This window comes from Alteromonas sp. Cnat2-8 (assembly GCF_022348355.1).
In the GTDB taxonomy this organism is placed as follows: Bacteria; Pseudomonadota; Gammaproteobacteria; order Enterobacterales; family Alteromonadaceae; genus Alteromonas; species Alteromonas macleodii.
In genome coordinates, this window is the sequence record NZ_JAKREX010000003.1 from 561215 (window position 1) to 585663 (window position 24449).

At 45.1% G+C, this 24449-nt stretch carries 25 protein-coding genes; 10 read left to right on the forward strand and 15 right to left on the reverse strand.

Features of this window, described 5'->3' with window-relative positions:
- The first annotated feature begins 16 nt into the window (after window positions 1–16).
- Window positions 17–259 carry a hypothetical protein gene (locus MHN00_RS10280; protein WP_014950983.1) on the forward strand — a complete coding sequence of 81 codons (243 nt, stop codon included), beginning with the start codon at window positions 17–19 and terminating at the stop codon, window positions 257–259.
- A complete protein-coding gene (locus MHN00_RS10285; protein ID WP_014950982.1) occupies window positions 256–894 on the forward strand; it encodes a DUF2959 domain-containing protein in 639 nt (212 codons plus the stop codon). The genes MHN00_RS10280 and MHN00_RS10285 overlap by 4 nt, the downstream gene beginning before the upstream one ends.
- A 68-nt stretch (window positions 895–962) precedes the next feature.
- Here MHN00_RS10285 and MHN00_RS10290 read toward each other — a convergent pair whose 3' ends face one another.
- Complete coding sequence (locus MHN00_RS10290; protein ID WP_014950981.1) at window positions 963–1847, reverse strand: virulence factor BrkB family protein; 885 nt, start codon at window positions 1845–1847, stop codon at window positions 963–965.
- Window positions 1848–2072: 225 nt separating this feature from the next.
- Entirely contained in the window at window positions 2073–2960 is an 888-nt protein-coding gene (gene metF / locus MHN00_RS10295; RefSeq protein ID WP_014950980.1) for a methylenetetrahydrofolate reductase, read from the reverse strand.
- 161 nt (window positions 2961–3121) lie between these two features.
- Between metF and metJ the strand changes: the two genes are divergently transcribed.
- Window positions 3122–3454: a met regulon transcriptional regulator MetJ gene (metJ, locus tag MHN00_RS10300; RefSeq protein ID WP_014950979.1), complete on the forward strand. Its 333-nt coding sequence runs from the start codon at window positions 3122–3124 to the stop codon at window positions 3452–3454.
- Window positions 3455–3617: 163 nt separating this feature from the next.
- Here metJ and MHN00_RS10305 read toward each other — a convergent pair whose 3' ends face one another.
- The gene (locus MHN00_RS10305) at window positions 3618–4853 is read right to left on the reverse strand and encodes a malic enzyme-like NAD(P)-binding protein (protein WP_239301096.1); all 1236 of its coding nucleotides are present in this window, start codon (window positions 4851–4853) and stop codon (window positions 3618–3620) included.
- A gap of 679 nt (window positions 4854–5532) precedes the next feature.
- On the opposite strand from MHN00_RS10305, the gene MHN00_RS10310 reads away from it, so the two are divergent.
- Window positions 5533–5850, forward strand: a complete 318-nt coding sequence (locus MHN00_RS10310) for a hypothetical protein (protein ID WP_039226843.1) — start codon at window positions 5533–5535, stop codon at window positions 5848–5850.
- Window positions 5851–6055: 205 nt separating this feature from the next.
- Here the strand turns inward: MHN00_RS10310 and rpmE are convergent, their stop codons facing one another.
- Window positions 6056–6268: a 50S ribosomal protein L31 gene (gene rpmE / locus MHN00_RS10315; RefSeq protein ID WP_014977577.1), complete on the reverse strand. Its 213-nt coding sequence runs from the start codon at window positions 6266–6268 to the stop codon at window positions 6056–6058.
- Window positions 6269–6719: 451 nt separating this feature from the next.
- Between rpmE and priA the strand changes: the two genes are divergently transcribed.
- From priA to MHN00_RS10330, 3 genes are all read left to right on the forward strand, one after another.
- Window positions 6720–8909 (forward strand): primosomal protein N', encoded by a 2190-nt coding sequence (gene priA, locus MHN00_RS10320; protein WP_239301097.1) that lies wholly within the window; start codon window positions 6720–6722, stop codon window positions 8907–8909.
- Between the two features lie 131 nt (window positions 8910–9040).
- Window positions 9041–9631: a cbb3-type cytochrome oxidase assembly protein gene (locus MHN00_RS10325; RefSeq protein ID WP_014977575.1), complete on the forward strand. Its 591-nt coding sequence runs from the start codon at window positions 9041–9043 to the stop codon at window positions 9629–9631.
- 85 nt (window positions 9632–9716) lie between these two features.
- Window positions 9717–10457 (forward strand): hypothetical protein, encoded by a 741-nt coding sequence (locus MHN00_RS10330; protein WP_069945070.1) that lies wholly within the window; start codon window positions 9717–9719, stop codon window positions 10455–10457.
- Here MHN00_RS10330 and MHN00_RS10335 read toward each other — a convergent pair.
- Complete coding sequence (locus tag MHN00_RS10335) at window positions 10454–11074, reverse strand: DUF1294 domain-containing protein (protein ID WP_239301100.1); 621 nt, start codon at window positions 11072–11074, stop codon at window positions 10454–10456. The genes MHN00_RS10330 and MHN00_RS10335 overlap by 4 nt on opposite strands.
- A gap of 303 nt (window positions 11075–11377) precedes the next feature.
- Between MHN00_RS10335 and hslV the strand changes: the two genes are divergently transcribed.
- Together hslV and hslU are read left to right on the forward strand one after the other, a co-directional pair.
- Window positions 11378–11902, forward strand: coding sequence for an ATP-dependent protease subunit HslV (gene hslV / locus MHN00_RS10340; RefSeq protein WP_014950969.1), 525 nt, complete (start codon window positions 11378–11380; stop codon window positions 11900–11902).
- An 82-nt stretch (window positions 11903–11984) separates the two neighbouring features.
- Complete coding sequence (gene hslU / locus MHN00_RS10345; protein WP_014950968.1) at window positions 11985–13313, forward strand: HslU--HslV peptidase ATPase subunit; 1329 nt, start codon at window positions 11985–11987, stop codon at window positions 13311–13313.
- 95 nt (window positions 13314–13408) lie between these two features.
- Here the strand turns inward: hslU and MHN00_RS10350 are convergent, their stop codons facing one another.
- The 7 genes from MHN00_RS10350 to MHN00_RS10380 form a co-directional block, all read right to left on the reverse strand.
- Window positions 13409–13852, reverse strand: a complete 444-nt coding sequence (locus tag MHN00_RS10350; RefSeq protein WP_014950967.1) for a helix-turn-helix domain-containing protein — start codon at window positions 13850–13852, stop codon at window positions 13409–13411.
- A 9-nt stretch (window positions 13853–13861) separates the two neighbouring features.
- Complete coding sequence (locus tag MHN00_RS10355) at window positions 13862–14203, reverse strand: DUF4258 domain-containing protein (protein WP_061096005.1); 342 nt, start codon at window positions 14201–14203, stop codon at window positions 13862–13864.
- Between the two features lie 131 nt (window positions 14204–14334).
- Window positions 14335–15336, reverse strand: a complete 1002-nt coding sequence (locus MHN00_RS10360) for a hypothetical protein (protein ID WP_239301102.1) — start codon at window positions 15334–15336, stop codon at window positions 14335–14337.
- 110 nt (window positions 15337–15446) lie between these two features.
- Complete coding sequence (locus MHN00_RS10365) at window positions 15447–15653, reverse strand: hypothetical protein (protein ID WP_239301104.1); 207 nt, start codon at window positions 15651–15653, stop codon at window positions 15447–15449.
- 47 nt (window positions 15654–15700) lie between these two features.
- Window positions 15701–16012 carry a helix-turn-helix transcriptional regulator gene (locus MHN00_RS10370; RefSeq protein WP_014950963.1) on the reverse strand — a complete coding sequence of 104 codons (312 nt, stop codon included), beginning with the start codon at window positions 16010–16012 and terminating at the stop codon, window positions 15701–15703.
- A complete protein-coding gene (locus tag MHN00_RS10375) occupies window positions 16009–18276 on the reverse strand; it encodes a peptidase domain-containing ABC transporter (RefSeq protein ID WP_239301105.1) in 2268 nt (755 codons plus the stop codon). Before MHN00_RS10375 ends, MHN00_RS10370 begins: the two co-directional genes overlap by 4 nt.
- Window positions 18277–18278: 2 nt before the next feature.
- Window positions 18279–19532 (reverse strand): HlyD family efflux transporter periplasmic adaptor subunit, encoded by a 1254-nt coding sequence (locus MHN00_RS10380; protein WP_239301106.1) that lies wholly within the window; start codon window positions 19530–19532, stop codon window positions 18279–18281.
- Window positions 19533–19950: 418 nt separating this feature from the next.
- Here MHN00_RS10380 and MHN00_RS10385 point away from each other — a divergent pair, with 418 nt between their 5' ends.
- Window positions 19951–21495 carry a hydroxymethylglutaryl-CoA reductase gene (locus MHN00_RS10385; protein ID WP_239301107.1) on the forward strand — a complete coding sequence of 515 codons (1545 nt, stop codon included), beginning with the start codon at window positions 19951–19953 and terminating at the stop codon, window positions 21493–21495.
- Between the two features lie 38 nt (window positions 21496–21533).
- Here MHN00_RS10385 and MHN00_RS10390 read toward each other — a convergent pair whose 3' ends face one another.
- Genes MHN00_RS10390 through MHN00_RS10400 form a run of 3 tightly spaced genes read right to left on the reverse strand, consistent with a single transcriptional unit; the run spans window position 21534 to window position 24328 of the window.
- Complete coding sequence (locus MHN00_RS10390; RefSeq protein WP_014950959.1) at window positions 21534–22484, reverse strand: VWA domain-containing protein; 951 nt, start codon at window positions 22482–22484, stop codon at window positions 21534–21536.
- The gene (locus tag MHN00_RS10395) at window positions 22484–23542 is read right to left on the reverse strand and encodes a vWA domain-containing protein (RefSeq protein ID WP_014950958.1); all 1059 of its coding nucleotides are present in this window, start codon (window positions 23540–23542) and stop codon (window positions 22484–22486) included. Before MHN00_RS10395 ends, MHN00_RS10390 begins: the two co-directional genes overlap by 1 nt.
- A 15-nt stretch (window positions 23543–23557) precedes the next feature.
- Window positions 23558–24328: a MotA/TolQ/ExbB proton channel family protein gene (locus MHN00_RS10400; RefSeq protein WP_239301108.1), complete on the reverse strand. Its 771-nt coding sequence runs from the start codon at window positions 24326–24328 to the stop codon at window positions 23558–23560.
- Window positions 24329–24449 lie beyond the last annotated feature (121 nt).

Consider the following 24449-nt stretch of genomic DNA (forward strand, 5'->3'; position numbering starts at 1 on the left):
ATGCGAGGATGTTTATATGGCAGGTCAAGGATCGGGCGGTAATGTAATCGCCGCAATTTGTAACTTCTTTATTCCTGGTTTAGGTCATTTGGTTCAAGGCAGAATACTGGGCGCGCTGTTCTATTTCATTACCGTAGGCGTGTGCTATGCCCTGGCTGCGACCGTCGTTCTTGCTATCGTATTCTGGCCATTAGGTGCCATTTTGCATCTAATCAGTATTATAAGCGCAGCGCGCTTTAGAGGTGGAGTAACCGCATGAAGCTACTTGCATCAGCATTTGTTGCTATGCTTGCCCTTAGTGGGTGTCAGTCTGCATATTACGCAGCATGGGAAAAGGTGGGCGTTGAAAAGCGTGATATCTTAGTAGACCGCGTTGAAAACGCGAAAGAATCACAAGAAGACGCTCAAGAGCAGTTTAATTCGGCGCTGGAGGCATTCAGCGCGGCCGTTGCATTTGATGGCGGTGAGCTTGAAGATGTTTACAATCGATTAAACGGTCAGTACGAAGATAGTGTTGCCGCCTCGGAAGAAGTGAGTTCACGTATAGACAAGGTGGAAAGTGTAGCTGAGGCTTTATTCGATGAATGGTCTGAAGAGCTAGAGAAGTATGAGAACGCATCGCTGAAGCGAGATAGTGCGGCGAAGCTTCGCGAAACTAAACGTCGTTACGCTTCACTAATGACGGCTATGCGCAAAGCGGAAAGTAAAATGCCGCCGGTATTAAGCGCGCTTCAAGATAATGTGCTGTACTTGAAGCACAATTTAAATGCCAGCGCGATAGGCGCGCTGCAGGGCGAGCTCTCTACTATCGAGAACAACGTCGCTCAGCTTATCAGACAAATGAATTCTGCTATTGCAGAGTCTGATGCGTTTATTTCTTCAATGAAAAACTAGCTTTTAAGCAGTAATATATAGAGAGGGAGCGAGAAGCTCCCTTTTTTATTTTAAACCTGAAGGGCTGGTTATTCTTGAGGTACCTTGCGGGGTTCGTTTTCTGCTTTTCGGTTTTCAAACGCTTCACCCAGGCTGCAGGTAAATTCAGCACCAAACAGCACAATTATCCACGACAAATATACCCATAAAAACAGAATAGGTACCACTGCAAGCGCGCCGTAAATAAGTTCGTACGAAGGAAAGTTCGTAACATATAGCGCAAAGCCTGACTTGGTAATTTCAAAAGCGATAGTAGCCACGATAGCGCCCACCAGTGCGTGACGAGCAAAGACCCTTCTATTAGGAACCACCATGTATAAAATGGTGAAAGCAAGCATGGCTGCGCCGCTTGGTACAAGGCTGAGTAAGAAGGTGCCAAGACCTGGTGTGTATTCTTCGGTGAATGCCGCTAATCCAGTCAAATAAGAACTGACCACCACACTGGAGCCGATTAACATAGGACCAAGAGTGATCACCATCCAGTAAATAGCAAAGGTATACACAATCGGTCTGTCACTTTGCGTACGCCAAATTCTATTCAGGGTTTTATCTACGTTTGATATAAGCATTAACGCAACGACCAGCAGCGACAAAATACCAATAGCACTCATTTGTGAGGCATTGCCTACGAAATCGGTCATGTATTTATGCACCACATCACTGGCGGTAGGAACAAAGTTGCTAAAAACAAAATGTTCGAGCTTGCTTCTCACAGATGCAAAGGCAGGAAAAGCCGACATAATGGTAAAGGTCACCATGATAAATGGTACTAAAGATAACAACGTTACATAAGCTAAGTGCCCAGCAGAGATAGTAATATTGTCTTCTCTACAGCGCTTTATGAAGATGCTAAAGAGATCTCTAACCTGAGGAGTAACATTGTCATATAAGGCTTTAACCTTGTCTAAATCCACTCAATTTCTCCTGACGATACCGTGTAAATGGTAAACAGCGCGGTCTTATCTATGCGGACTGTTATAAAGCATCGATAGTTCATTACATGTTATATCAGATGGTAACTGCGGGCGGCCTTGGTGGCAAAGTTTAATGCAGGCTTTATACAATAAAGGCGCATTGACTGCGCCTTTTGTGGAGTACTTCGTTAAAAAACGTAAGCACGGTCCTGATTGTCGTATGTATTAAGCGCCTGAACGCACGCCGAGCATGTGGCAGATGGCGTAGCTTAATTCACTACGGTTCAACGTATAGAAATGGAAGTGTTTTACCCCTTCTTTAGCGAGTACTTTAACTTGGTCCATAGCAATGTTAGCGCCTATAAGATTACGGGTAGCTTGGTCGTCGGCATCAAGGCCGTCGAACATTTTGTGTAACCATCCCGGCACATGAACATTTGTGAACCCCGCAAATTTCACCAGTGTTTGGTAGTTGGTTACCGGCAAAATACCCGGAACGATATCTAAGTCGACACCCGCTGCGGCTGCACGGTCTCTAAATCGAAGGTACACACTCGTATCGAAAAAGAACTGGGTTATCGCTTCTGTGGCACCTGCTTCTGCTTTGCGCTTAAGGTTTAGTAAATCAAACTGCGCATTTGGTGCTTCAGGGTGCTTCTCTGGATAGGCAGCAACAGAAATATCAAAATCGGCAACGTCTTTTAGCAAGGCAACAAGATCAGAGGCATACATCTCTGTCTTTTCTACTCCTGGCGGTAAATCGCCACGAAGCGCAACAATACGGCGAATACCTGAGTCCCAGTAGTCTTTTGCAATTTGCTTAAGCTCATCACGGCTAGCATCAACACAGGTCAAGTGAGGAACCGCCGCGACACCGGTTTGCTGCTGAATGCGTTTTACTACGTCGTGGGTTCTGTCACGCTCACCGCTATTCGCGCCGTAGGTTACCGACATGTAGCTTGGCTTTAGTGGCGCTAGACGTTCAACTGACTTCCACAGGGTCTGTTCCATGGCTTCCGTTTTAGGCGGAAAGAATTCAAAAGATACATCAATATCACGCAGTTCCGACAGGGACTGGTTTAATGCATCGATACCTTGTGCGTAAGAAACCATGGCTTTTTCTCTCAAAAATGTATTCTTATAGACGTTTAGACGTCTAAATTAAAGAATATATGTCTAGACGTCAAGAGGTTTACACTGCTCAATTGACCTTTTCGTGAACTTGTTTAGAATTTCTCTTCATAACATAAAAAAGAGTAGACCGAGTTAGTACAATGGCAGAATGGAACGGTAAATATATTCACCCCTACGCAGAGCATGGCAAGAAGAGCGAACAGGTAAAGAAAGTCACTGTCTCTATACCTATTAATGTGCTTAAGGCGCTTACTGATGAGCGTACTCGCCGCCAAATCAATAATCTGCGTCACGCCACTAATTCAGAATTGTTGTGCGAAGCATTTTTGCATGCGTTTACCGGTCAACCATTGCCTAACGATGATGACCTGCGCAAAGACAATCCTAATCGCGTACCGGCTGAAGCAAGACGCATTATGGAAGAAATGGGCATTGATCCAAGCTTCGAAAACGATGTGTCGGAAGACGACTGATATTTGGTATTAAAGAGAAACGGCGCTTTGTTGTAAGTTATTGCTAGTTGATAACCTACAACACGGCGCCGTTTTTTATGTACTTGTATTCTCTAAGCGCACTTTTTAGCAAATAAAGGTTGAGCACTAGCCCCTCCATTTTTTTGCCTAATGCGCCAGAATTTTATTCTTCTGGGCTTTCAGGCACGCGTGCAACACCAGATTCAATCGCAGCCTTAGATACGGCGGTAGCAATACGCTCGCATAAACGCGGGTCCATAGGTTTAGGAATAATGTACTCCTTACCAAATGTCAGACTAGTACTCTTACTGGCAGCTAGTACTTCTTCTGGTACAGGCTCCTTCGTGATAGCACGAAGGGCTTCTACTGCCGCTACTTTCATTTCATCGTTAATGGCCGTTGCACGAACATCTAGTGCGCCACGGAAAATAAACGGGAAACACAGTACGTTGTTAACCTGGTTAGGGTAGTCCGAGCGTCCGGTAGCCATAACAAGATCTTTACGTACTTCGTGAGCAAGTTCAGGCTTTATCTCAGGGTCTGGGTTAGAACATGCAAATACAATTGGGTTTTCAGCCATCAAGGCCAGTGTTTCTGGTGGTAAAACATCCGGTCCAGACACACCAACAAAAATATCCGCACCTTCCATTACGTCTTCAAGCGTACGCTTGTCAGTATTGTTAGCAAATAGCTTTTTGTGCTCAGTTAAGTCTTCGCGACGAGTATGGATAACGCCTTTTCTGTCTAGCATATAAATACGCTCACGCTGGGCACCACACTTAATAAGCAGTTCCATACAAGCGACCGCTGCTGCACCGGCACCCATACACACAATTTTAGCGCTCTCTATGCTTTTACCCTGAATTTCCAGAGCATTAAGCATGCCCGCTGCAGTTACAATAGCGGTACCGTGCTGATCATCATGAAATACCGGAATCTTACAGCGCTTAATTAGCTCTTGTTCAATCTCAAAGCATTCAGGCGCTTTAATGTCTTCTAAGTTAATGCCGCCAAATGTGTCAGCGATATTCGCTACTGTATTAATGAACTCTTCGGTTGTACGATGCTTCACTTCAATGTCAATGGCATCCAGGCCAGCAAAGCGTTTAAACAGAAGGGCTTTACCTTCCATAACAGGTTTCGATGCCAGTGGGCCTAGGTTACCCAACCCTAAAATTGCGGTTCCGTTACTGATAACGGCAACCAGGTTTCCTTTACCCGTGTACTTATAGGCGTTATCTGCATCTTCAGCAATTTCTCTGACCGGCTCGGCAACGCCTGGGCTGTAGGCAAGAGCAAGGTCATCGACGCTGTCTGCTGGCTTAGATAACTCTACGCGGATTTTTCCAGGTGTGGGTTTGGCGTGATAGTCGAGTGCGCGTTGTCTAAAATCTGACATGTAAAAAGGTATCCTTAGATGTAGGGTTCATCGGTGTTTTCGTTCACGCTCTGTAGCTATTTTATTGTCGTTATAGTTATAGGTAGATAAACGTAAGCGCGTTACAACCAAGTAATGACAAAAGTGATTATAAATAGTTGTTAGCACTAGGGCTTGTTGATCTTTGTTTTACAGCAATCATCAATAGGCCCCAAGGTGGCATGTGGAAAAGCAGACTAGGCGTTAACCTTTACTGATTTTGTTCACATACCTTAATGGATACAAGCCTCTGGTTTATGTACCCAAAAGCGCCATAAGTCTTGAAAGCAATGCATTATTCACAGAATTAATGCTCACTATCAAAGTGCCGATAGCAACTCTAACACAGCCAATCACTGTGTACATATCTGATCAGAATTCTCATATACCAATGTAGGTTAGGCGTACTAATTAGACCAGTAAAATGGGGCTATAATTGCCATTCATGCTATTTATTTTGACTTGTCATAACATTCTGTAGGTCTATTGTGTGGAGGATAAAAACAAAGCTATCAAAGGGATCTACGTTCTCATAAATGCATTGGACAGAAACCCAAATCAGGAAAATAGAACGAAGGGAGACACCTCGTTAATTCTCCATCCAATATTTCTGATAAAATCCTGTGAAAGCCCACTCAAAATTCGCGCTGAAGGCGAGGATATGACAGAAAGAAAACTAATAACCGTGCTAACCGATGTGTGCGAAAGCGTAAAATCTACCAATAATGGATTTGTTTGGCTAACTCACGTAGGGCATTGGAGAGCGCCGCAAGTGATTGCCGTGTTTAATACTGAGCAGGAGAAGCAGCGGGCGTTAACTAATGGTTGGGATATAGACTTCATAAACCAAGTGAATATTGCTTTAGCGTCAATTAAGTCAGCACCCGTTGGTATTTATTTTGATAGCGAAGAAGAGTGTAAGAAAGTGAGTGGCGGCAATTGGGATAGGCATTTATCTAATGTTAAAAACCTTCACTGAGTTCAGGTTACGCTGAATGTTGTAAATTAAGCTAAAAACGTTTTCAGAAAGGCGAGTTGCAGGGCTTGTTACACTGGCTAGGTTCTGGCCTGACGTAGGATAACGGCGGTAAAGCGCTGTTTGGCACACCTTGTTTGTGTGAAGCGTGAATTTTAAGCAATAAAAAAGCGCCATAAAGGCGCTTTTTTCGAACTCGATATCAGGCTTACTTTTTGCCCAATGCACCGAAACGCTTCTTGAAGCGATCAACACGACCACCAGTGTCAACGTTACGTTGCTTACCAGTGTAGAATGGGTGACACGAAGAACATACGTCTAGGTTGATGTCTTTACCAAGCGTAGAGCGAATGTTCATTACGTTACCACATGAGCAAGTTGCTGTGATTGCTTCGTATTTTGGGTGGATATCTTGTTTCATTGGGTTACCTCACATAATAAGGCCGTATCGCTATACAACCCGAAGTCGCACACCATACGTTACTTAATTCAAATGATAAGTCGTTCAAAGAACAGCCTATCGCAAAAGAGCGGCGCATAATAAAGGATGGCAGGGCCTTGATCAAGCGGTTTTTGGCCAAATGCTAAACAAGAGAGCTAGACAAGGTAGCCGTATAAAAAGGCCAAACAAAAAACATTCCTTTTATGCTTACCTGTAAAGTATGTTTAAATATTTGTCTTTCAAGGCTGGGCCAGATGCTCTAGTGGCAAAATCAAGCGCCAATAGCAAAATGTGTAGCTAGCTGTTAGCAGCGCAAACTGCTGTAACGTATAGGTCTGCAAGAAGCCTCAGTATAATTAGTTTCAACATAAGAAGCTTAGTAAGCGCATTACGCGCTGTAACAATCGTCAAATAAGGTAGAACCTTCGCAATGGCCTTTATCCAAGTTGCCGTGCCAGTGCCGCTGCGCCAACTTTTCACGTATACCCACGATAACGCACTAAGTGCGGGTGTAAGAGTGGTTGTGCCTTTCGGTCCGCGCAAACTTGTGGGTGTAGTTGTTGAAACCCTACACAAACCTGAAAGCGACATTGAAAACTCCAACAAGCTAAAAGCCATTGAGTCGGTACTGGACGATACCCCCATTATAGACGAGGTGTTGCTGAAAATGGCCCAATGGCTGTGGCAGTACTATCATCATGCGCCGGGTGAAGTGCTACACGCCATGCTGCCTGTTTTATTGCGCAAAGGCGAGTCAGCAGCGCCAACACCTCAAGACATGCTAATGCTTACCGAAGAAGGTAAGCAAACGACTGCAGACACGTTATCGCGGGCGCCTAAACAACAAGCCTGTTTTACTGCACTGGCTGGTGGTGCCTTATTAGCATCCCAAGCGCGCAAGCAGTATGGCGCACCTGCGGTCAAAGCGCTCGTCGAAAAGTCATTGATAAGCATTGAAGAAGTCGCGCCTGAATTTAAGTCAGGCAGTTGGCTTGCCTCGTTATCGGTGTCTGAAAAGCCAATTCCAGATACTGAGCAGTCGGTTGCCATTGCCGCACTTAATCATCAGCAGGGCAATTTCGCTGTAAGTTTGCTTGAAGGGGTTACCGGTAGCGGTAAAACGGAAGTGTACCTTCAAGCCATCGAACCCTTACTGCGCGACGGAAAACAAGTGCTTATACTTGTGCCAGAAATTGGGCTTACGCCGCAAACGGTGTCACGCTTTGAAAAGCGCTTTGGTATTGCAGTGGGCGTTTTACACTCTCAGCTTTCTGATAAAGAACGGCTACAGGTGTGGCAGCGAGCAAGAGCTGGTGAACTCGGGATAATCATCGGTACCCGTTCAGCTATTTTCACTCCGCTGCACAACCCCGGCATGCTGATTGTGGATGAAGAGCACGACGAGTCTTTTAAACAACAAGATGGGCTTCGCTATCACGCCCGTGACCTAGCAGCCATGCGGGCTAAGCAGCACAATATTCCTCTTTTATTAGGCAGCGCCACGCCCGCACTCGAAACACTTAATAATGCGCTAAGCGGTCGCTATGCCCATTTGCAGTTAACTAAGCGAGCGGGAGGTGCGAAAAGCACGCATCAGCATGTGTTGGACGCGCGTGACCAACCCATTCACTACGGTATTTCGCAAGGCTTGCTAACGATAATGCGCCAGCATATCAACGCGGGAAATCAGGTATTGGTGTTTGTGAATCGCAGAGGCTATGCGCCAGCGCTGCTTTGCCATCACTGTGGCGAAACCGTCATGTGTAAGCGTTGTGACCGCCCGTATACGGTGCATAAAGCGCAGAACCGTTTACAGTGTCATCACTGCGGCGGCATGCGCTCAATGCCATCAAACTGCGAAGCGTGCCATCACAATGAATTAGTTACGGCGGGTACGGGCACCGAGCAAGTCGAGCAAGGGCTTGCAAGTTTATTTCCCGGTGTTAAACAGGTACGAATAGACAGCGACACCGTGCGGGGCAAAGATAAACTGCACCAAACACTGGATGCAATAAACCGCCAAGAGTACCAGCTTCTGGTCGGTACCCAAATACTATCAAAAGGTCACCATTTTCCGCATGTAACCTTAGTGGCGGTGCTAGATTGTGATGGTGCACTTTTTAGTGCCGATTTTAGAGCACCAGAAAAGCTCGCTCAGCTTGTAACTCAACTTGCTGGAAGAGCAGGGCGCGCCAGTAAACCTGGTGAGATGTGGCTGCAAACTCACAATCCCCACCATCCTTTGCTACAAGATTTAGTACATAACGGCTATGGGCATTTCGCCAGACACGCTTTAATGGAGCGAAAAGCGGCAGGGCTTCCCCCTTTTATTAGCCAGTTTGTCATTCGCGCAGAAGCGACCGACAGCAGTTTGGCCTATCGCTTTTTACAAGACAGTAAGCAAGTATTTCTCCAGCAGCATGCAATTGAGCTAAATGGCCCGTTTCCTTGTTTGATTGAAAAGCGGCAAGGCAGGTTTCGGTTTATGCTGGTATGCAGCCATGAAAAGCGTGCGCCGCTTCACAATGCGCTGCGTTTGGCGCTGCCATTTTTACAGGCGTTGCCACAGGCAATGAAGGTAAGGTGGTCGATAGATATTGATCCTACCGATTTCAGTTAGCTTGTTGGGTAGCAATACGTTAAAATTTCTGCAGGATTGAAGTGCAGGAAAGCTGCTGCTTCATAAAGATTTGGTATATGACGTTTTCTTACGCATACAAACAACGATAACAAGTAGGAATATTGCCGACTATGGCTCAACGCGATTATGTCTCTCGTGGACGCTCTCCTCAAAAAAAGAAGCCTGCTGGTAAAGGTAGAAAACCAGCCAGAAGCGCACAATCAAATGCGCAATCTAACGCCCCGGTTTCTGGAAAACTTCCTATTGTGCGCCTTGTTGGCGTATTCGCATTGGTGATTGGCTTTGGTGCATTTTTGTGGTCAATAAAAGACAATGTAGAAGACGACGTGGATACACAAGCTTCACGACCTGTGGCTCCTACAGAAGAGACGTTACCTGAGCTTCCTGAAGAAGAATGGGAGTACATTAAGACCCTTCCAGGATATGAAGTAGAAGTTGAGGTCAAAGAGCAAGAAAAATCTGACAAACGCTATTTAATGCAGTGCGCCTCGTTTAGAACCCGCGCGCAGGCTGAAGAGATGAAAGCCAAAATTGCATTCCAAGGTTTAGAGGCGCTTATCAGACACAGCACTGGCAGCAACGGCGATTGGTTCCGCGTTATTCTGGGCCCTTACGAGTCTAAGCGTGATGCAGAAAAAGCCAAGCACAGTCTGCGTAAAGTGAACATTGCGACATGCCAAATTTGGTACTGGAATTTGTAGCAGTTTATTTTAGGTAACACTTAATGCGGTGCATACGGCGCTGAAATAGCGCGTAGAGAAAGGATGCGTTTACAAGGAAGTATCAATGAGTATTGCCATCACCGAACAACCAAATTACGCCGCTTATAGCGTAGAAGAGCTTGAGGACGTTCTGGAAAATATTGATAAGCAGGCCTTTCCAGAACGCTATCAGGCAGCAAAAAATGAGCTCGCTGCAAAGCGGGCAACGCTGCCACCTGAGAATGATACGGATAGCGCGCATCAAGATGAGCATTTTACTCGACCTAAGTGGTCTGAGCTTCATCCAATAACACGTATCAGTAACGGCGCTTTTTTAGTACTCATTGGCGCTTTGATTGTATCGGCATTCACCAACTTTATCGTGATTAACGCATGGCTAAATAATTCAACATGGGCCATTGTTTTATTTACTTTTGTTTATTGTGCCTTTTATTACCTGTCTATTTCCATCGATAAACGACAAGCGCAATTTGTGATGAAAGATTGGCGTGGAAAAGTAACAATTTTCACCATGCCGTTTTTGGGGCTTATTTTTACTTGGAATTTTATTGATAGGGCATTGCCCTACACGCTTCACTTGGCGTCCGGAAAACAAGAAACGGAACTGAAATTTGCTTATGAAAAAGGCAGCGGCTCTAAACACTGTCGACACTCACTGTTGTTAAAAGAGAGCGGTACCTTGTCAGATGGGCGATTATGCTTAAATCAAAGTGAGCACAAACGCTTACCAAATAAAGGATGGGTGTATGTTAAGGGCTCCGAAAGTGGTTTTGGTTTTGACATTGAAGGGTATCGATTTCGCTAAATTTCAACCATGAATGCCTGCGTACTAATCACTTCAAATGCAATTAGCCCAAGCAAAATGAGATTAACCAAAACCGTTACCCAATAAACCCTCATAAATGACGATTTACTACGCTTATGTTTAAAAATCTGTTGGGCTAGCAATGCACCAGGCCAACCTCCCAATAAGCTTAATATATGCAGTTTTGCCTCTGAAACTCGCCGTTTTTCCTTTTTTGCAGCCGATTTGTCTATGCCGTAAAACAGTATGGTAAGCAAACTTACCGCGCCATAAACGATAGGTACTATAAACGGTAGCCGACCTGACAATGTAAATAACGCAAGTGCACCGGAGAAAATACTCAGTACGATAACATTACGTTTTCTTTGCGAGGTTGGCTTATTGGCGCGTAAACGTTTTGCTTTGTGATCCTTGAGTAAGCTGATGTTGCAGGCGCGATGATTACCATTTCTATCCTGCTCAACTTCATAAACAATAATGTCGCCATTAACCGGGCGCCTAGAGCGTTGTTTAAACGCTTTGATATGAGTAAACGCGCGCGTGCCTCCGCCGTTAGGCTCTACAAAACCATAACCTTTAGCATCGTCCCACTGTTGAATTCTTCCCTGATACTTCACTACCACTCCTTTAAAACCATTATGTAGCGTCTTCATTGTTGCTACTTTATTTGTGCTCTATCACCTAGGCATTATTTCACTTGGCCATAGAGTGTGTTGGCGAGAGTATGCACTCAATAAATGGTGTATTCAATACACTAGCGAACACGCTAAGCCCATATAGTAGGCAGCTCAGAGCGCACATTCTTTTGTATTACCCTTGAAATTAAAAAGCCTTCCCCCACTTATTTGTTATTGAATTTGAACGCTGCTGCCTTTGCTAGACGAAAAACGCAGCAGCGCCCAGCCAAACGGGGAATTAACGTGACAACGATTGTATCTGTACGACGTGGGAATCAAGTGGTAATGGCCGGTGACGGACAGGTATCACTGGGCAATACCGTAATGAAAGGTAATGCGCGCAAAGTGCGCCGTTTATACCACGACAAGATTTTAGCGGGCTTTGCTGGTGGCACGGCCGACGCATTTACGCTGTTTGAGCGCTTTGAAGCAAAGCTTGAAGCCCACCAAGGCCATTTGACCAAAGCGGCAGTAGAGCTCGCCAAAGATTGGCGGACTGACAGGGCGCTTCGCAAACTAGAGGCACTGCTTGCCGTAGCAGACGAAACCGCATCGTTTATTATTACCGGTAACGGTGATGTGGTGCAGCCAGAACAAGATCTTATCGCGATTGGCTCTGGTGGTAACTACGCGCAAGCCGCAGCTACTGCACTACTTGAAAATACAGAGCTAAGCGCAAAAGAAATTGCCGAAAAAGCGTTGACCATAGCGGGTGATATTTGCGTATTCACTAACCATAGCCAAACGGTTGATGTACTAGATTACTAAGTAATAGCTGAGTGCTGTTATCGGCTTGCTGTCGCTCGTATGAATTTGAGTACAGCAAGCGCTGTTAGAAAAGGGTTTATTCATGTCTGAAATGACACCAAGAGAAATTGTTCACGAGTTAGACCGACATATTATTGGTCAACAAGATGCCAAGCGCGCTGTATCTATTGCACTTCGAAATCGCTGGCGTCGTATGCAGCTTGAACCTGAGCTGCGCCAAGAAGTTACGCCAAAAAATATTTTGATGATTGGCCCTACGGGTGTGGGTAAAACTGAAATAGCCCGCCGTTTAGCAAAACTTGCTAACGCGCCGTTCATTAAAGTTGAAGCTACTAAGTTCACTGAAGTGGGCTACGTAGGTAAAGAAGTTGAGACCATCATTCGTGATCTTGCTGATATTGCGGTGAAGATGACGAAAGAAAATGAAATGAAAAAGGTGAAATTCCGCGCAGAAGAAGCTGCGGAAGAGCGCATTTTAGACGTTTTGCTGCCTCCACCAGAAGATGCATGGGGTAATAAGGAAAACGTTGAAGATCGCGGTACGCGCCAAGCATTTCGTAAAAAGCTTCGTCAGGGCGACTTAGACGACAAAGAAATTGAAATTGATGTGGCACTTCCGCAGGTGGGCGTAGAAATTATGGCGCCTCCAGGTATGGAAGAAATGACCAATCAGCTTCAGGGCATGTTCCAGAACTTGTCGGGTTCGCAAAAGAAAAAGAAGAAGCTGAAAATTAAAGAAGCGTTCAAACTACTAATTGAAGAAGAGGCTGCACGCCTTGTGAATCAAGAAGATTTGAAAGAAAAAGCCATTGAGTCGGTAGAGCAGCACGGTATTGTGTTTATCGACGAAATTGACAAAATTTGTAAGCGCGAGGGTAACTCATCGGCTGATGTATCTCGCGAAGGTGTTCAGCGTGACTTGCTTCCACTTGTGGAAGGTTCAACGGTATCGACAAAACACGGCATGGTTAAAACTGACCATATCTTGTTTATTGCTTCGGGCGCATTCCAAATGAGCAAGCCGTCTGACCTTATTCCAGAGCTTCAGGGGCGTCTTCCAATTCGCGTTGAGCTATCTGCCCTTAAAGTCGGTGACTTTAAGCGCATTCTTACCGAGCCGAATGCTTCATTAACGCACCAGTACATTGCGCTAATGAAGACAGAAGGCGTGGATATTAGTTTCGACGATTCTGGTATTCAGCGTATAGCCGAAGCGGCGTGGCAGGTGAATGAACGCACTGAAAACATTGGTGCCCGCCGTTTGCACACCGTCCTAGAGCGCCTTATGGAAGACATCTCGTTTGACGCCTCTGAAAAGAGCGGTGAGTCATTCGTGATTGATGCAGACTACGTTAACAGCCACCTAGAAACCTTGGTAGATAACGAAGATCTGTCGCGCTTTATCTTGTAATTTAGCGCTAAGTAGAAGTTTTCCCGTTAGTTGATATGTTCAACTAACCCTTCTACATGAACAAGAATTAAAAAGCCGACGTTAAGTCGGCTTTTTTACCATTCTACTTTTTCCCAATGGTCTTCGACTTCTTCAAGACGAATTATTTTTGCAGCTTCTTCCGCTTGGGTATTTGCTAGTAAATCAAGAAAGTAACTTACGGGATTATTCTTCTCTTGGCTTTCCATGTATAAGGCTCTTAAGGCAGCATCTGTTGTCCGTGGAATTTTTGTTTGACCTTTCTCATAACGCGCAATGGTCTGTTCATCAACACCAAAACGATTCGCCAGCATTTTTTGAGAAACATTTAGTTCTACACGTAAGAATTTAAACTCATCATGAGCAAGAGGCTTGTTGGTATTAACAATTGTCTGTGCTATCGCACTATGAAGACCGTTCATATCGTCAATGCTTGTATATTCTTCACCGTCTACAACTTCAACGGTAACACCGTTTTTCAGGTATACATTTGATAACCCGCTTTCAGTGTAATGGTACATTTTACCCTCTCAACTTATCCATACAGTAATTAGAAATGACATTGGACTATCATGATGATTTTTAAGTGCAACAGTGAGTTCGATAACTTTGCCCGCAGCTAAACCTTTCAAATTAAATTTCCAGTCTCCAGAAATATCAAGATATGGCCCCTCTCTAAATACTGAGTGCTTACTTTTTAATAAAGTGATCACCTGACCTGTAGTGATTCCTCGCTCATGCATGCGCTGTTTAACATGTTTAGTCCACCGAATCCGGTGAGTATAGTTTTCTGCGAGGTCATTCATTATTTTTCTGGCAGTTTCCTCTGTAAGAGGGAATTCATTAATTCCTTGGGGATTGTGATTAGCCATGAATGCCTTTTGAAATTCATCCTATCATATTGATAGGTTGTTGGGGTATTGTCAATGATTGCGTAAAGGCTTCTAAACAATCGCAAATTTGTTTTGGAAACCCAATTAGCCTCTAAACGTCCTGCTTGCTACTACGAAGTCTTCACCAGCAGCGCTACCAATTTTTCTGTTATATCTAGACCGGTATCGTTCTCTACTTTTAGGAAGTAAGGGCTGGGGTTTGCCTCTAGAAAAAAGTATTTTCCTTTCGCACTTTTACGCCAGTCGATAGCACACCAGTGCATACCTAATGCTTTGCATATTTTGATAGCTAACTGCTTAACGTCGCTGGGGACTAGGGTCACCGATACGCTCGCATTGTCGTCATTCCTGTAATCTAATTCACTTGAGTCGATTTGTACGCTGAGTACGTCATTGCCAAGCACATAGCTTCGTACATTCACGCCTGCAATATATTTTTGAAAGGTAACAGGGCGTTCACCTAAAAGCGCATAGAGTAACGGGCGCATGTTTGGTTGTTTATTCACAAACTGCGCAGTTCGACCGCCGCGTACAGGCTTGTAAATAACGTCTCGCATATTGTTACAAAACTGCGAAGCAACCTCGGGTGCATTGCCAACAAAGGTGTAGGGAATATGTGCTCCTAGTTTGCCAGCAATACGCGATTGATAAGGTTTACACTGGTGGCTTCGAACAGCGTCGATAGAGTTCACCCATTTAATGTCGCTATAGCTGAACCAGCAAAGTAGCGTACTTGCTCGCTCTTGCTCAACCCACCCTGCGTTTTCTAGCAAAGTAGATTCACCATCATGAGGTCTATCACCTTGTGTTTGAGCATCTGCACTGGCATCGTTTTTAGCATTATCACGAGGGGCTTTTAGCGGTATGCCAGGTAGGTACTCATGCCAATAAGCGGCCTGGGTATTCGAGAACGTAACTCTAGGTTGGTCGCAAAGTGAAGGCGAATTGAAATGAATTAGCCCGTCATCGAAGTCAGGGTCGTAGCTGATCTTCCACGTAGAACCAAAATGTTGCGTATTGGCGAAATAAAAGGGCGTGTTATTTTGGTGAAGTGCTTTGGCTATATGTTGAATTTGTGGGTCTTGTTCACTGCCTAGTAGTGCGACGTGCATTTGCGTTCCTTGCTAGCGTTTTAAGTGTTCAAAGAATCTAGTAGCCCTTAAAGCAACACATGGGATACTGCCTAAACCGTATCCATGTGTTGACTTTGATAGGCGGTAAGTTACGACAAAATATCAGGTAGTTTGCCGCCGCCTTCACCAATAGCCATGGTTATGTAAACGGGCTCTTTAGGTGTTGGACCGACTACCGGCACACTTTCACTTAGGCGAGCTCGTAGTCCGCCGGATACCTCAAATAGCTGAGATTCAGCAACGGTAGCAAGCTTAAAATTTGCTGGTTGGTTCTGAGTTAATGGATGGTTTTTCATAATGTACGCTCCTTGTAGTGGCGTGGTGAGTAATGAAGTGGACACGCTTACAGCGAAGCCACTTCTTGGTAAAGGGTTCTAAAACAGCAGGCAATAAGCACAGAACGGTTGCTAATGTTGAGCTTTTTGTAAATGTTGGCGCAGTGAAATTTGACGGTCCTTTCACTGATGAATAGCTCTGAGGCAATAACCTTATTTGAGCGTCCTTCCATTATTTTGTGTGCAACTTGTAGTTCGCGCTTTGATAAACAGTCAATGGGGATAACGCTGTTCCGAGCGGTAATGCCGTTCGCATCTATTTGCATGCGTTCAGCTGCTGTCATCAATACTGCGGGTTCTCTGATTTCATGTGTTTTCATAGTGTTTCTCCGTGTTTACCTGATGTTGCGCTTCCTGTTACTTCAGTGGGAGGGCATAGATGTAAGTTGCCGTCTTCCAGACGATAAACCTTGTCTGCCATGGCAATTGATTGAGGGCGATGTGCCACAATAATTCGCGTCATATTTAGAGACTTAAGGTGATGATTTATCTGAGCCTCGTTTTCCATATCTAGGTGACTGCTTGCTTCGTCTAAAAATAAAATGTCTGGCTCTTGGTAAAGCGCTCTTGCAAGAAGCAGACGCTGTTTTTGACCACCACTTAAGCTGCTACCCATATCACCGACCAAGGAGTGGTATTGCATAGGCATCTGCATGATGTCTTCATGGATACAGGCAAGCTGAGCGACGTAAACCATTTTCTTGAGGTCGGGAGCTTCTTCAAAACAACAGATATTTTGCGCGATGGTGCCGCTTAAACAGGTATCCTCCTGAAGCACTGACGCGATGACTGGGTTTGTAGAGCTTGGGTGTTCAATATTGCCTTCTGAAACAGGGTACAGTCCCATCAGGCACTTAAGCATTGTGCTTTTTCCACAGCCGCTATCGCCTGTGATTGCGACGATCTCTCCGCTATGTACCGAGAACATTAGATTTTTAAACACCCACGCATTGGTCTCACTGTAACGATAACTGAGCGCCGTCGCTTTAAGCGCTACAGGGCGAGTTTTGGCATCAAGAAGCGAGGGCGTACTTGCGCCATCAGGCGTTAAAACGTTAGGTGCAAGTGAGTTGGACGTGGATGAGTTGGGGACGTCTGCATTACTAAAATGAACGTTTTGTTTTTCAAATGTATCGTCCTTAGTTTTTAACGACAGAGGCTTCTGCTGTGATGGTGTGAGTAAAATGTCGCTTAAGCGGTTGAAATGAACACCTAACATACTAAGCTCAATCAGCTTGTTAACTACGCCATCTAATGCGCTGACAAAGCGAGCTTTGTACGCCATAAATGCCAGCAGCATCCCTATCGAAAGGGTTCCTTCCATAACCAGGCTGGCACCAATATACACAACGACCAAATTTTCAGCGCCAAACAATAGCTGATTGGTCAGTGCGCTGCCTATGTTGATCTTTCCAAGAGTGATGTCTTTGTTTAGCGTGGCGACAAGCTTGTTTTGCCACTGCCCGTGGCGCTGTACTTCTTGGCTGTATACGCGAATAGGTAGGATAGCGCGTACGCTTTCCATAAAGTGACTTTGTTCTAATGCTGCAAGCGCAATGCGTTCAGTGGTAAGACGTTTAATAAACGGCAGCAGTCCAAGACGAACGGCGAGGTAGGCAAGCATGATTGCCACTACAACCAGCGTGAGTTTGGGCGAATATAAAATCATTACTGCTAGCGTGATCACTGCCATAAGCCCGTCTAACAGCGCAGTAACCAGGCCAGTGGTTAGGAACTCACGAATACTCGCCAGTGAGCCAAAGCGGGATACCACATCGCCAATATGTCGCTTGTCGAAGTAGTCCAACGGAAGCGATAATAAGTGCTTAAATACCGACGCCGACATTTGAAGCTGAAGGCGAGACGACACCGACAGAATAACGAACTTTCTTATCCCGCTAGTAAAAGTTTCTATTATTAGTAGCAGGGCAAACCCTATTGCCAGCGCTTTCAGTAATGCATCGTTGTTATAAATCAATACATCATCTACGACTGTTTGCATGTAATAGGGTGAAGCAAGTGCAAATAACTGCAACACAATCGATAACGCAAAAAGGGTTAGAAGATTTCGCTTAAACCCTGTTGTTCTAGTGAAGAATTGACTAAGACCCAAACGTGGCGCGGACTTCTTGGGACTAAATGTGTCGCTAGGCGTGACTTCAAGTGCAATACCGGTAATATACTTCGACGCCTCAGAATAAGTGAGTTTTCTTTCTCCAAGCGCGGGGTCGTGAATGGTAAGAGTTTTTCCCTTCACTTTAGTTAACACAACAAAGTGATTCATGTTCCAATGTAGAATTGCAGGGCAAGATAATTGCGCCAAGTGCTCCATTTCTATCTTGATGGCGCGGGTTTGGAAACCCAAATCACTGGCAATGCGCATTACGTCTTTTAACGTAGTGCCTCGTAGCGACACAGACACAGTCTGACGTAGAGCATTTAGATCACGTTTATCAGAATAGTACTGCGCAATCATAGTCATACAAGCAAGTCCACACTCAGCTGCTTCGCTTTGCAGTACAACGGGCACACGCTTTTTTGTATAAAGGATTTGCGTTGAAAGTGGGTGTGTAATGTTCATCATGATTACAGCTTCCCAGTAATGCTATACAGTGGTTCCATTAACCACTCCATCAACGTACGTTGACTTAAATCTACGTCTGCAGAAAATGTCATCCCAGCTTTCAGTGAAATATTGTTTCCATAAGCCAATATTTCTTTTGTATTTAGCGTTGCAGTAACAAGATAAGCGGGTTCACTAATAGAAATAGGGATGTCGGTAAGCTCACCAGGTAGCACCAACGAAGGTGAAATGTTCACTATCTCCCCTGACTGCACACCAAATTTTTGATAAGGAAATGCGTCGTATCGAATATGCAGGGCTTGGCCTTTGCGTAAAAATCCAGCAGACCGCACGGGAACTGCAATACGCGCTTGAATGTCGGCATTTTTAGGCAGTAAGGTAAGAAGCGGGCGAGAGCTATCGATGGTATATCCCGCCTTTACTTGAAGGCCGGATATCACGCCATTGTGAGGCGCATAAATCGTTTCTTCTGCGTTACTCTTGTGACTTACTATTTGCTGCGTGAGATCGCTCAAGGTGTTCTCCACGTTTGCCATTTCATTGGCCTGCTGTTGAGGCAAAGTGGCAAGTTCATGGTGGAGAGCAGCGATATTCGCCTTTTCGTCATTTTGGTCTTTTTTGGCCAACGTAAGCTGTTGTTCGGCGGTCAATCTTTGTAGCGTATGGTTTTCATAGTCTGCTTGGCTAATGTGCCCTTGATTAAGTAAGGTTTGCGCTTTCTCCCACTGCTTTAGTGCTAGTGCCCACTGGGTTTGCGACAATTCAACGATGGCGTCTAAAGCCGTTAATGCCCGTTTGGCTTGGCTTAGTTGCTCTTCTAAGCCTTGTCGCTGCGCTCTATGCAACACATCAAGACGTTGAATATTTTGACGTGTTCGATGCTGCTTTGCTTCAAGCTCAGCGAGCAACTGCGTGCTAACTTTATTGCCTGATGCATCATCGCTACTGTAGTTGATCTTAATTAGCGGCGCGCCCTTACTCACTAATTGACCTTCACTGACCAATACGTCAAGTACTTTGCCGCGCCTTGCATCGGCATAGAGCTTAAAAACGCCATGACTGGGTTCCAGCCATCCACTCACTGATGCCTTTCGTGCGTAGCTTCCCGTATTTAGATAAATAATCACTGCCAAAATCCAGACCACAAGCAGGCCAGCTATTGCAGAATAAACAGGTTTTGGGGTCATTAAAAAACGTCCATCAACAGCATTTGATTGCTCATCAATGACTTCCTTTCTAAACAGTCCTGTTCTCATCTCCATTCCTTTTTTGTTTACGTATTTACGTTGCAGTGCTTATCTAACTTTGTTTGGGTCAAGTTAAAGGTATCTGGCCGCCACTTCCGTTTAGGCTTTTTCTCCTTGGCATCACAGTCCTTGACGCCTCCGTTTTGTTACTACCAGATACCTTGTGGTCAACATTACTGCGGTGACGGTGTTCACTTTAGGTGGGTTGGGAACTTGATGAATTACTGCTAAGGTCTATATTTCAGTAGCACACGGTTTCACTGGTGTTGGCGCATTTTTGAAAGCGGCTGGCTCAAATTTAGAAGTGATTCAGAAACAAATAATTGCCAGTAAAAGACAAAGAAGTCATAGAACTGTATAAAGAATGTGCTATAAAAAACAAAGGAATATGAAAATAACACGGTAAGAACACACAGAAGGAAGCCTCATGTTTGTGCCCAGCATACTTTTAAAGCAACTCTATACACGCGCAAGTCTTACGAAGACAGATAAAGGCTTATCTTTTTCTCTGAAAAACAGATTGAAAGACGCAACCATTAAAGAAGTAAAGTGGATATCTCTTGATGGCGAAAAAATTCCAGAGCATAAAATTTCACTCCAGTTAACTCCCGACTCCATTATTTCCGTAGAAGCATTAAATAAATCAGACGGAGAGCCCTTTGGCTTGCGTCAAACCATTACCGTGCATTTAGATATTGATGAAGCGCCGTGCCCAGAAAAGCGAAAACTGGGTATTTGCTTTTCTGCTTCGCCTTTTGGAAAGCTTAAATTTGAAGTGGAAGACAATATTACTGCGCCAGGACAACGCAGCGCTTTTATTCCTCGTGACGACATGGATGACTACGGCGAAAATATTATAAAAACACGCCAAGAATATTTCGAAAGCGCCACCGGAAAGAAAATTGATCACGTAGGTAAGTACTCAATCGACCCACAAGCGCTTAAGGGGAATATTGAGCATTTTATTGGCGTGGCGCAGGTTCCTATCGGTATTGCAGGGCCGTTGAAGATAAACGGAGAGCATGCACAAGGGGAGTTTGTCGTGCCGTTAGCGACTACCGAAGGTACGCTGGTGGCATCGTATAACCGAGGCATGAAGCTGCTTAACATGAGCGGTGGCGTAACGGCAACGGTCGTCGACGACGCTATGCAGCGAGCCCCTGTATTTATTTTTGAAAATGCACGAGGTGCCAGAGATTTCGTTAAATGGATTAAAGCAAACTTTGAAAAGATTAAGGAAGAAGCAGAAGCGACCTCAAGTATTGCTAAGCTGACGTATATCGACCATTTCCTATCGAACAAATTTGCGTTTTTGCGTTTTAACTTTAAGACCGGTGATGCAGCGGGTCAAAACATGGTTGGCCGTGCTACCTTCGCAGCATGCGGGTGGATACTCGATCATTATGAGGGGATAGAGAATTTCTACCTTGAGTCTAACTTTGCTACAGACAAAAAGGCCTCTCAAATAAATATTATGCGTACCCGTGGTAAACGGGTGACAGCTGAAGCCACTATTAAACGCGAACATTTATTAGAAGTAATGCGCGTAGACCCCAAACAGATAGATTATCACGGCCGTGTAGCTGGCGTAGGATCTTTCTTGTCTGGTGTGAATAACACGGGTCTGCATTCACCAAACGGTATTACTGCTATGTTTATCGCCACAGGGCAGGATGTTGCAAACGTATCTGAATCGTCGGCGGCAATGATGTATTCAGAATTAACAGACGACGGTGACCTGTACGTGTCTATTACCATTCCATCGCTCATCGTAGCGACGTATGGCGGTGGTACAGGAATAGGTACACAGCGCGAGTGCTTAGAGTTGCTGGATTGCTACGGGCGAGATCGCGTGTATAAATTTGCAGAAATTGTGGCGTCTGTGGTGTTGGCTGGAGAGATATCACTAGCATCAGCCATTAGTTCGTCAGACTGGGTGTCGTCACACGAACAGTATGGCCGAAACAGATAAAACCTTGGCCAACGAGGCGATTCATCGGCCAATAGAGACTAAAAATATTGGCCGATGAAAGCGCCGCGGTTTCGCTTCGCTACCGCCTGCATAAATGCACTAAAGCGCTGTGCGTTTCCATTACTTCGGCTAAAGCCTACGCCGTGTATACGAATAACAGGCTGTCCATTGGCACCTTGGTTAGCTTGGGTAATCTGACTTACAATCTGATCTAAATTCGGCCTTTGATAATCATCGCCAAACACATAAAGACTCACACGCCCTTTGGTGTTTTTATACAGCTTGATGGCTTTAAGGATCCCCGCTTCAGGCTGACTCGCCCCTCCTTTAAAGCTCTTCATTTGGCTCATTGCGGTATCTCTCATTGTTTGTCTGTCATCTAGCCATTGCCCAGCTCTACTGGAAAACATAAAGCTTCCGTCAGCAGACATAATCTGAAAACCTTTCATTTTAGGATGGTTTTTTAAAATGTCGTTTACGACGGTGATCACGCGATTCCAACCACTGCCAGAGGACATGGAACCCGAGTTATCGATAGCAAAAATAACGTACTCAGCATCGGTGGGAATTCCACCAACATCATCGTCAGGCGTATCTGTCGGATTCGGCGTATTTAACATAGCGGTTGCTTGGCGTATTTCGTTACGCAGCGACGAAGCTTTGTCTTTTAGTTGATTAATGGTTTGTTGTGCGCGTGGTATCGATGAGTCTAAATTGTCTTTCTGTTCCGTGACGGAAGCGGTTTTGCTTTGTGCTGCTTTCAGTTCTTGTAGCTTATCTGACAGTGCGCCTTTGAGCGTTTCAACGTCAACTTGAGCCTGTAATACCTGGTCAATAAGAACGCTTACGTTACTAGGGCCTCGCTCGGTGTCTTCAGTACCGTTTTTGGCCAGAAGCACTAGCATGACTACGGCGCCGAAAGCACAGGAAATTATGTCGAGAAAGGCAATGTTGAATACCTCAACGGGGGCTCGTTGAATTTTGCGCATTAAGGCCACTCCGGAGCAGGTGATAGGAAAGTGCCGCTTGTTGCGCGGGTCCATTCCCAGTACATAGGTGAAGCAAAAGGATCGCCCTCAATGGGCAGCAAAATCACATTGTAATGCACGCCTTTCTTAGCGCGCTTAACGGTTTCAACAAATAAGGTCTTACGGCAATCTGATGAAATTGACTTTTTACTACTAATGAAGCTTTTGCAGCTCATGGGTAGTCCGTCACCCAAGGTAGGAAGGCCATCGGTGACAATATACACATCGGTGATGTTTGGGTTAGCCTTAAATAAAATGCTTAAACCTTCTTGAAGGTTTGTTCCTCCATTGGGGACGACAGCACCGAGGTCTTTAACTATTGCGTTCATCGAACCGCTGACTTTGGCACTATTTACATCACGAAGGCCTAGTGTGGTAGCGGTGTCTGAAAAAGTCACTACGGTGACTCTTGATTCTAAAGGAACACGCGCGAGCATCCATTGGGCTACCCGCTTGGTGCGTATCCACTTCGGCGTAGAGACTTTCTGGCTATCACTCAACGCTAACTTGCCTAAAATATCCACCAAGTTATCGCCCATCATTGACGCACTTTTGTCAATTAGCAGACCTATTTCTGGGCCTTCTATTTTCATGCCAGTGATGTAGTTCTGTTCGCCGGTACCTTGCATTTGAATGTTGGCTGACTTTTCTACTTCTTTAGACAATGCGGCTAGCTGGTTTTCAAGATCAGCCACTACTGCCATTTCAGTAGACATATCTTGCAGTAGTTTTGACTGGTCTTGCGTTGTATCTGCTTGCGCTTGCTGAGCATCGTCTTGCTTCGCTGACTCAAGGGCAATTTTATCGTTTAACTCGTCAATCGACTTTTTGAGTTTTTGTTGTTCTTGCTCTGCGGCGGCGAGTTCTTGCTCTAATTTTTCTTTCTCTTCAGTTGGTGTAGGTGTAAACGCTTTAAAGTCGACCAGAATGAAAATAAGAATAACCGCGCCAAGGCCACAGGCCATAACGTCTAAAAACGCCAGGTTAAATCCGTCTTCGGCTTTACGCACTTTAGGCATTACTGTCTCGCCTAATTAGTTGTGAAGGTGTGACAGGAGGTGGTGTTCACAAGACTCTTGTGTGCGAATTACCATAGTGTCTTGGCGACCATTTAACAGGTGCATTAACAACATTAATATAAGCGATATAAAAAGCGCCACGAGAGTAGAGTTGAACGCAACGCCCAGCGAAGCCGTCATTCCCGCTATATCACCATCTAGGGCTGCGTCTGCTTGCGCAAGGGCTGCGCCAATACCGCGAACAGTGCCAACGAAACCAATCGAAGGAATAGCCCAGATTATGTAGCGAATCACGTTATTACCACTTTCAAGCTGGGCAGCAATATTTTCTACCGAAGCGTGGATTGCATCGGCAGCATGCTGCACGTTCTGTGTGTTTTTAAAGCGTCTAATGCAGTTTATCCACGTGCTGTATGCGGGGGTGTCGCTATAAGATGAAGACGAAAGCTCATATAACGCTTTATCTACATTTAGTGGCGTATCTTTGTTGTGCTCAGGCAGTAAATCTCGTGAGTAAATCTCTTCTTCGTCCAGCAGCTTCCAAAGCTTGTAAACCATTAGGAAAATGCAAAACAGCATCAGTGAGATACAAACCTGTTGCTCGATATCTTTAAGAATAACCCAGAAAGAGGATAGGGACGCTGTGCCAGCCGTTGCCATGACTTTTTCGGCCGAGGGGCGAATGACACCGGCAAATAGGAAATGTACCAAGGCAAATATAAATAGAAAGACCCCGCCACTTACAAGAAAGCTGGGGTTCATTGACAACGTATTCTCTTTATTCATCATCATTCCTTGATAGTTAAATGTTAGTTGGAAAGTCTTGCGGCGAATCTAACGATACAAAGTACGCACTTGCCGTGCCCGCAATGGCCAACAATACTGCAGCAATGATCAGTTTCTTTTT

What these genes read in the sequence shown, in the direction of transcription:
- MHN00_RS10280 (WP_014950983.1), top strand. Translation starts at nt 17, where the DNA reads ATGGCAGGTCAAGGATCGGGCGGTAATGTAATCGCCGCAATTTGTAAC.
- MHN00_RS10285 (WP_014950982.1), top strand. Translation starts at nt 256, where the DNA reads ATGAAGCTACTTGCATCAGCATTTGTTGCTATGCTTGCCCTTAGTGGG.
- metF (WP_014950980.1), bottom strand. Translation starts at nt 2,960, where the DNA reads ATGGTTTCTTACGCACAAGGTATCGATGCATTAAACCAGTCCCTGTCG.
- metJ (WP_014950979.1), top strand. Translation starts at nt 3,122, where the DNA reads ATGGCAGAATGGAACGGTAAATATATTCACCCCTACGCAGAGCATGGC.
- MHN00_RS10305 (WP_239301096.1), bottom strand. Translation starts at nt 4,853, where the DNA reads ATGTCAGATTTTAGACAACGCGCACTCGACTATCACGCCAAACCCACA.
- MHN00_RS10310 (WP_039226843.1), top strand. Translation starts at nt 5,533, where the DNA reads ATGACAGAAAGAAAACTAATAACCGTGCTAACCGATGTGTGCGAAAGC.
- rpmE (WP_014977577.1), bottom strand. Translation starts at nt 6,268, where the DNA reads ATGAAACAAGATATCCACCCAAAATACGAAGCAATCACAGCAACTTGC.
- priA (WP_239301097.1), top strand. Translation starts at nt 6,720, where the DNA reads ATGGCCTTTATCCAAGTTGCCGTGCCAGTGCCGCTGCGCCAACTTTTC.
- MHN00_RS10325 (WP_014977575.1), top strand. Translation starts at nt 9,041, where the DNA reads ATGGCTCAACGCGATTATGTCTCTCGTGGACGCTCTCCTCAAAAAAAG.
- MHN00_RS10330 (WP_069945070.1), top strand. Translation starts at nt 9,717, where the DNA reads ATGAGTATTGCCATCACCGAACAACCAAATTACGCCGCTTATAGCGTA.
- hslU (WP_014950968.1), top strand. Translation starts at nt 11,985, where the DNA reads ATGTCTGAAATGACACCAAGAGAAATTGTTCACGAGTTAGACCGACAT.
- MHN00_RS10350 (WP_014950967.1), bottom strand. Translation starts at nt 13,852, where the DNA reads ATGTACCATTACACTGAAAGCGGGTTATCAAATGTATACCTGAAAAAC.
- MHN00_RS10355 (WP_061096005.1), bottom strand. Translation starts at nt 14,203, where the DNA reads ATGGCTAATCACAATCCCCAAGGAATTAATGAATTCCCTCTTACAGAG.
- MHN00_RS10360 (WP_239301102.1), bottom strand. Translation starts at nt 15,336, where the DNA reads ATGCACGTCGCACTACTAGGCAGTGAACAAGACCCACAAATTCAACAT.
- MHN00_RS10365 (WP_239301104.1), bottom strand. Translation starts at nt 15,653, where the DNA reads ATGAAAAACCATCCATTAACTCAGAACCAACCAGCAAATTTTAAGCTT.
- MHN00_RS10370 (WP_014950963.1), bottom strand. Translation starts at nt 16,012, where the DNA reads ATGAAAACACATGAAATCAGAGAACCCGCAGTATTGATGACAGCAGCT.
- MHN00_RS10375 (WP_239301105.1), bottom strand. Translation starts at nt 18,276, where the DNA reads ATGATGAACATTACACACCCACTTTCAACGCAAATCCTTTATACAAAA.
- MHN00_RS10380 (WP_239301106.1), bottom strand. Translation starts at nt 19,532, where the DNA reads ATGAGAACAGGACTGTTTAGAAAGGAAGTCATTGATGAGCAATCAAAT.
- MHN00_RS10385 (WP_239301107.1), top strand. Translation starts at nt 19,951, where the DNA reads ATGTTTGTGCCCAGCATACTTTTAAAGCAACTCTATACACGCGCAAGT.
- MHN00_RS10390 (WP_014950959.1), bottom strand. Translation starts at nt 22,484, where the DNA reads ATGCGCAAAATTCAACGAGCCCCCGTTGAGGTATTCAACATTGCCTTT.
- MHN00_RS10395 (WP_014950958.1), bottom strand. Translation starts at nt 23,542, where the DNA reads ATGCCTAAAGTGCGTAAAGCCGAAGACGGATTTAACCTGGCGTTTTTA.
- MHN00_RS10400 (WP_239301108.1), bottom strand. Translation starts at nt 24,328, where the DNA reads ATGAATAAAGAGAATACGTTGTCAATGAACCCCAGCTTTCTTGTAAGT.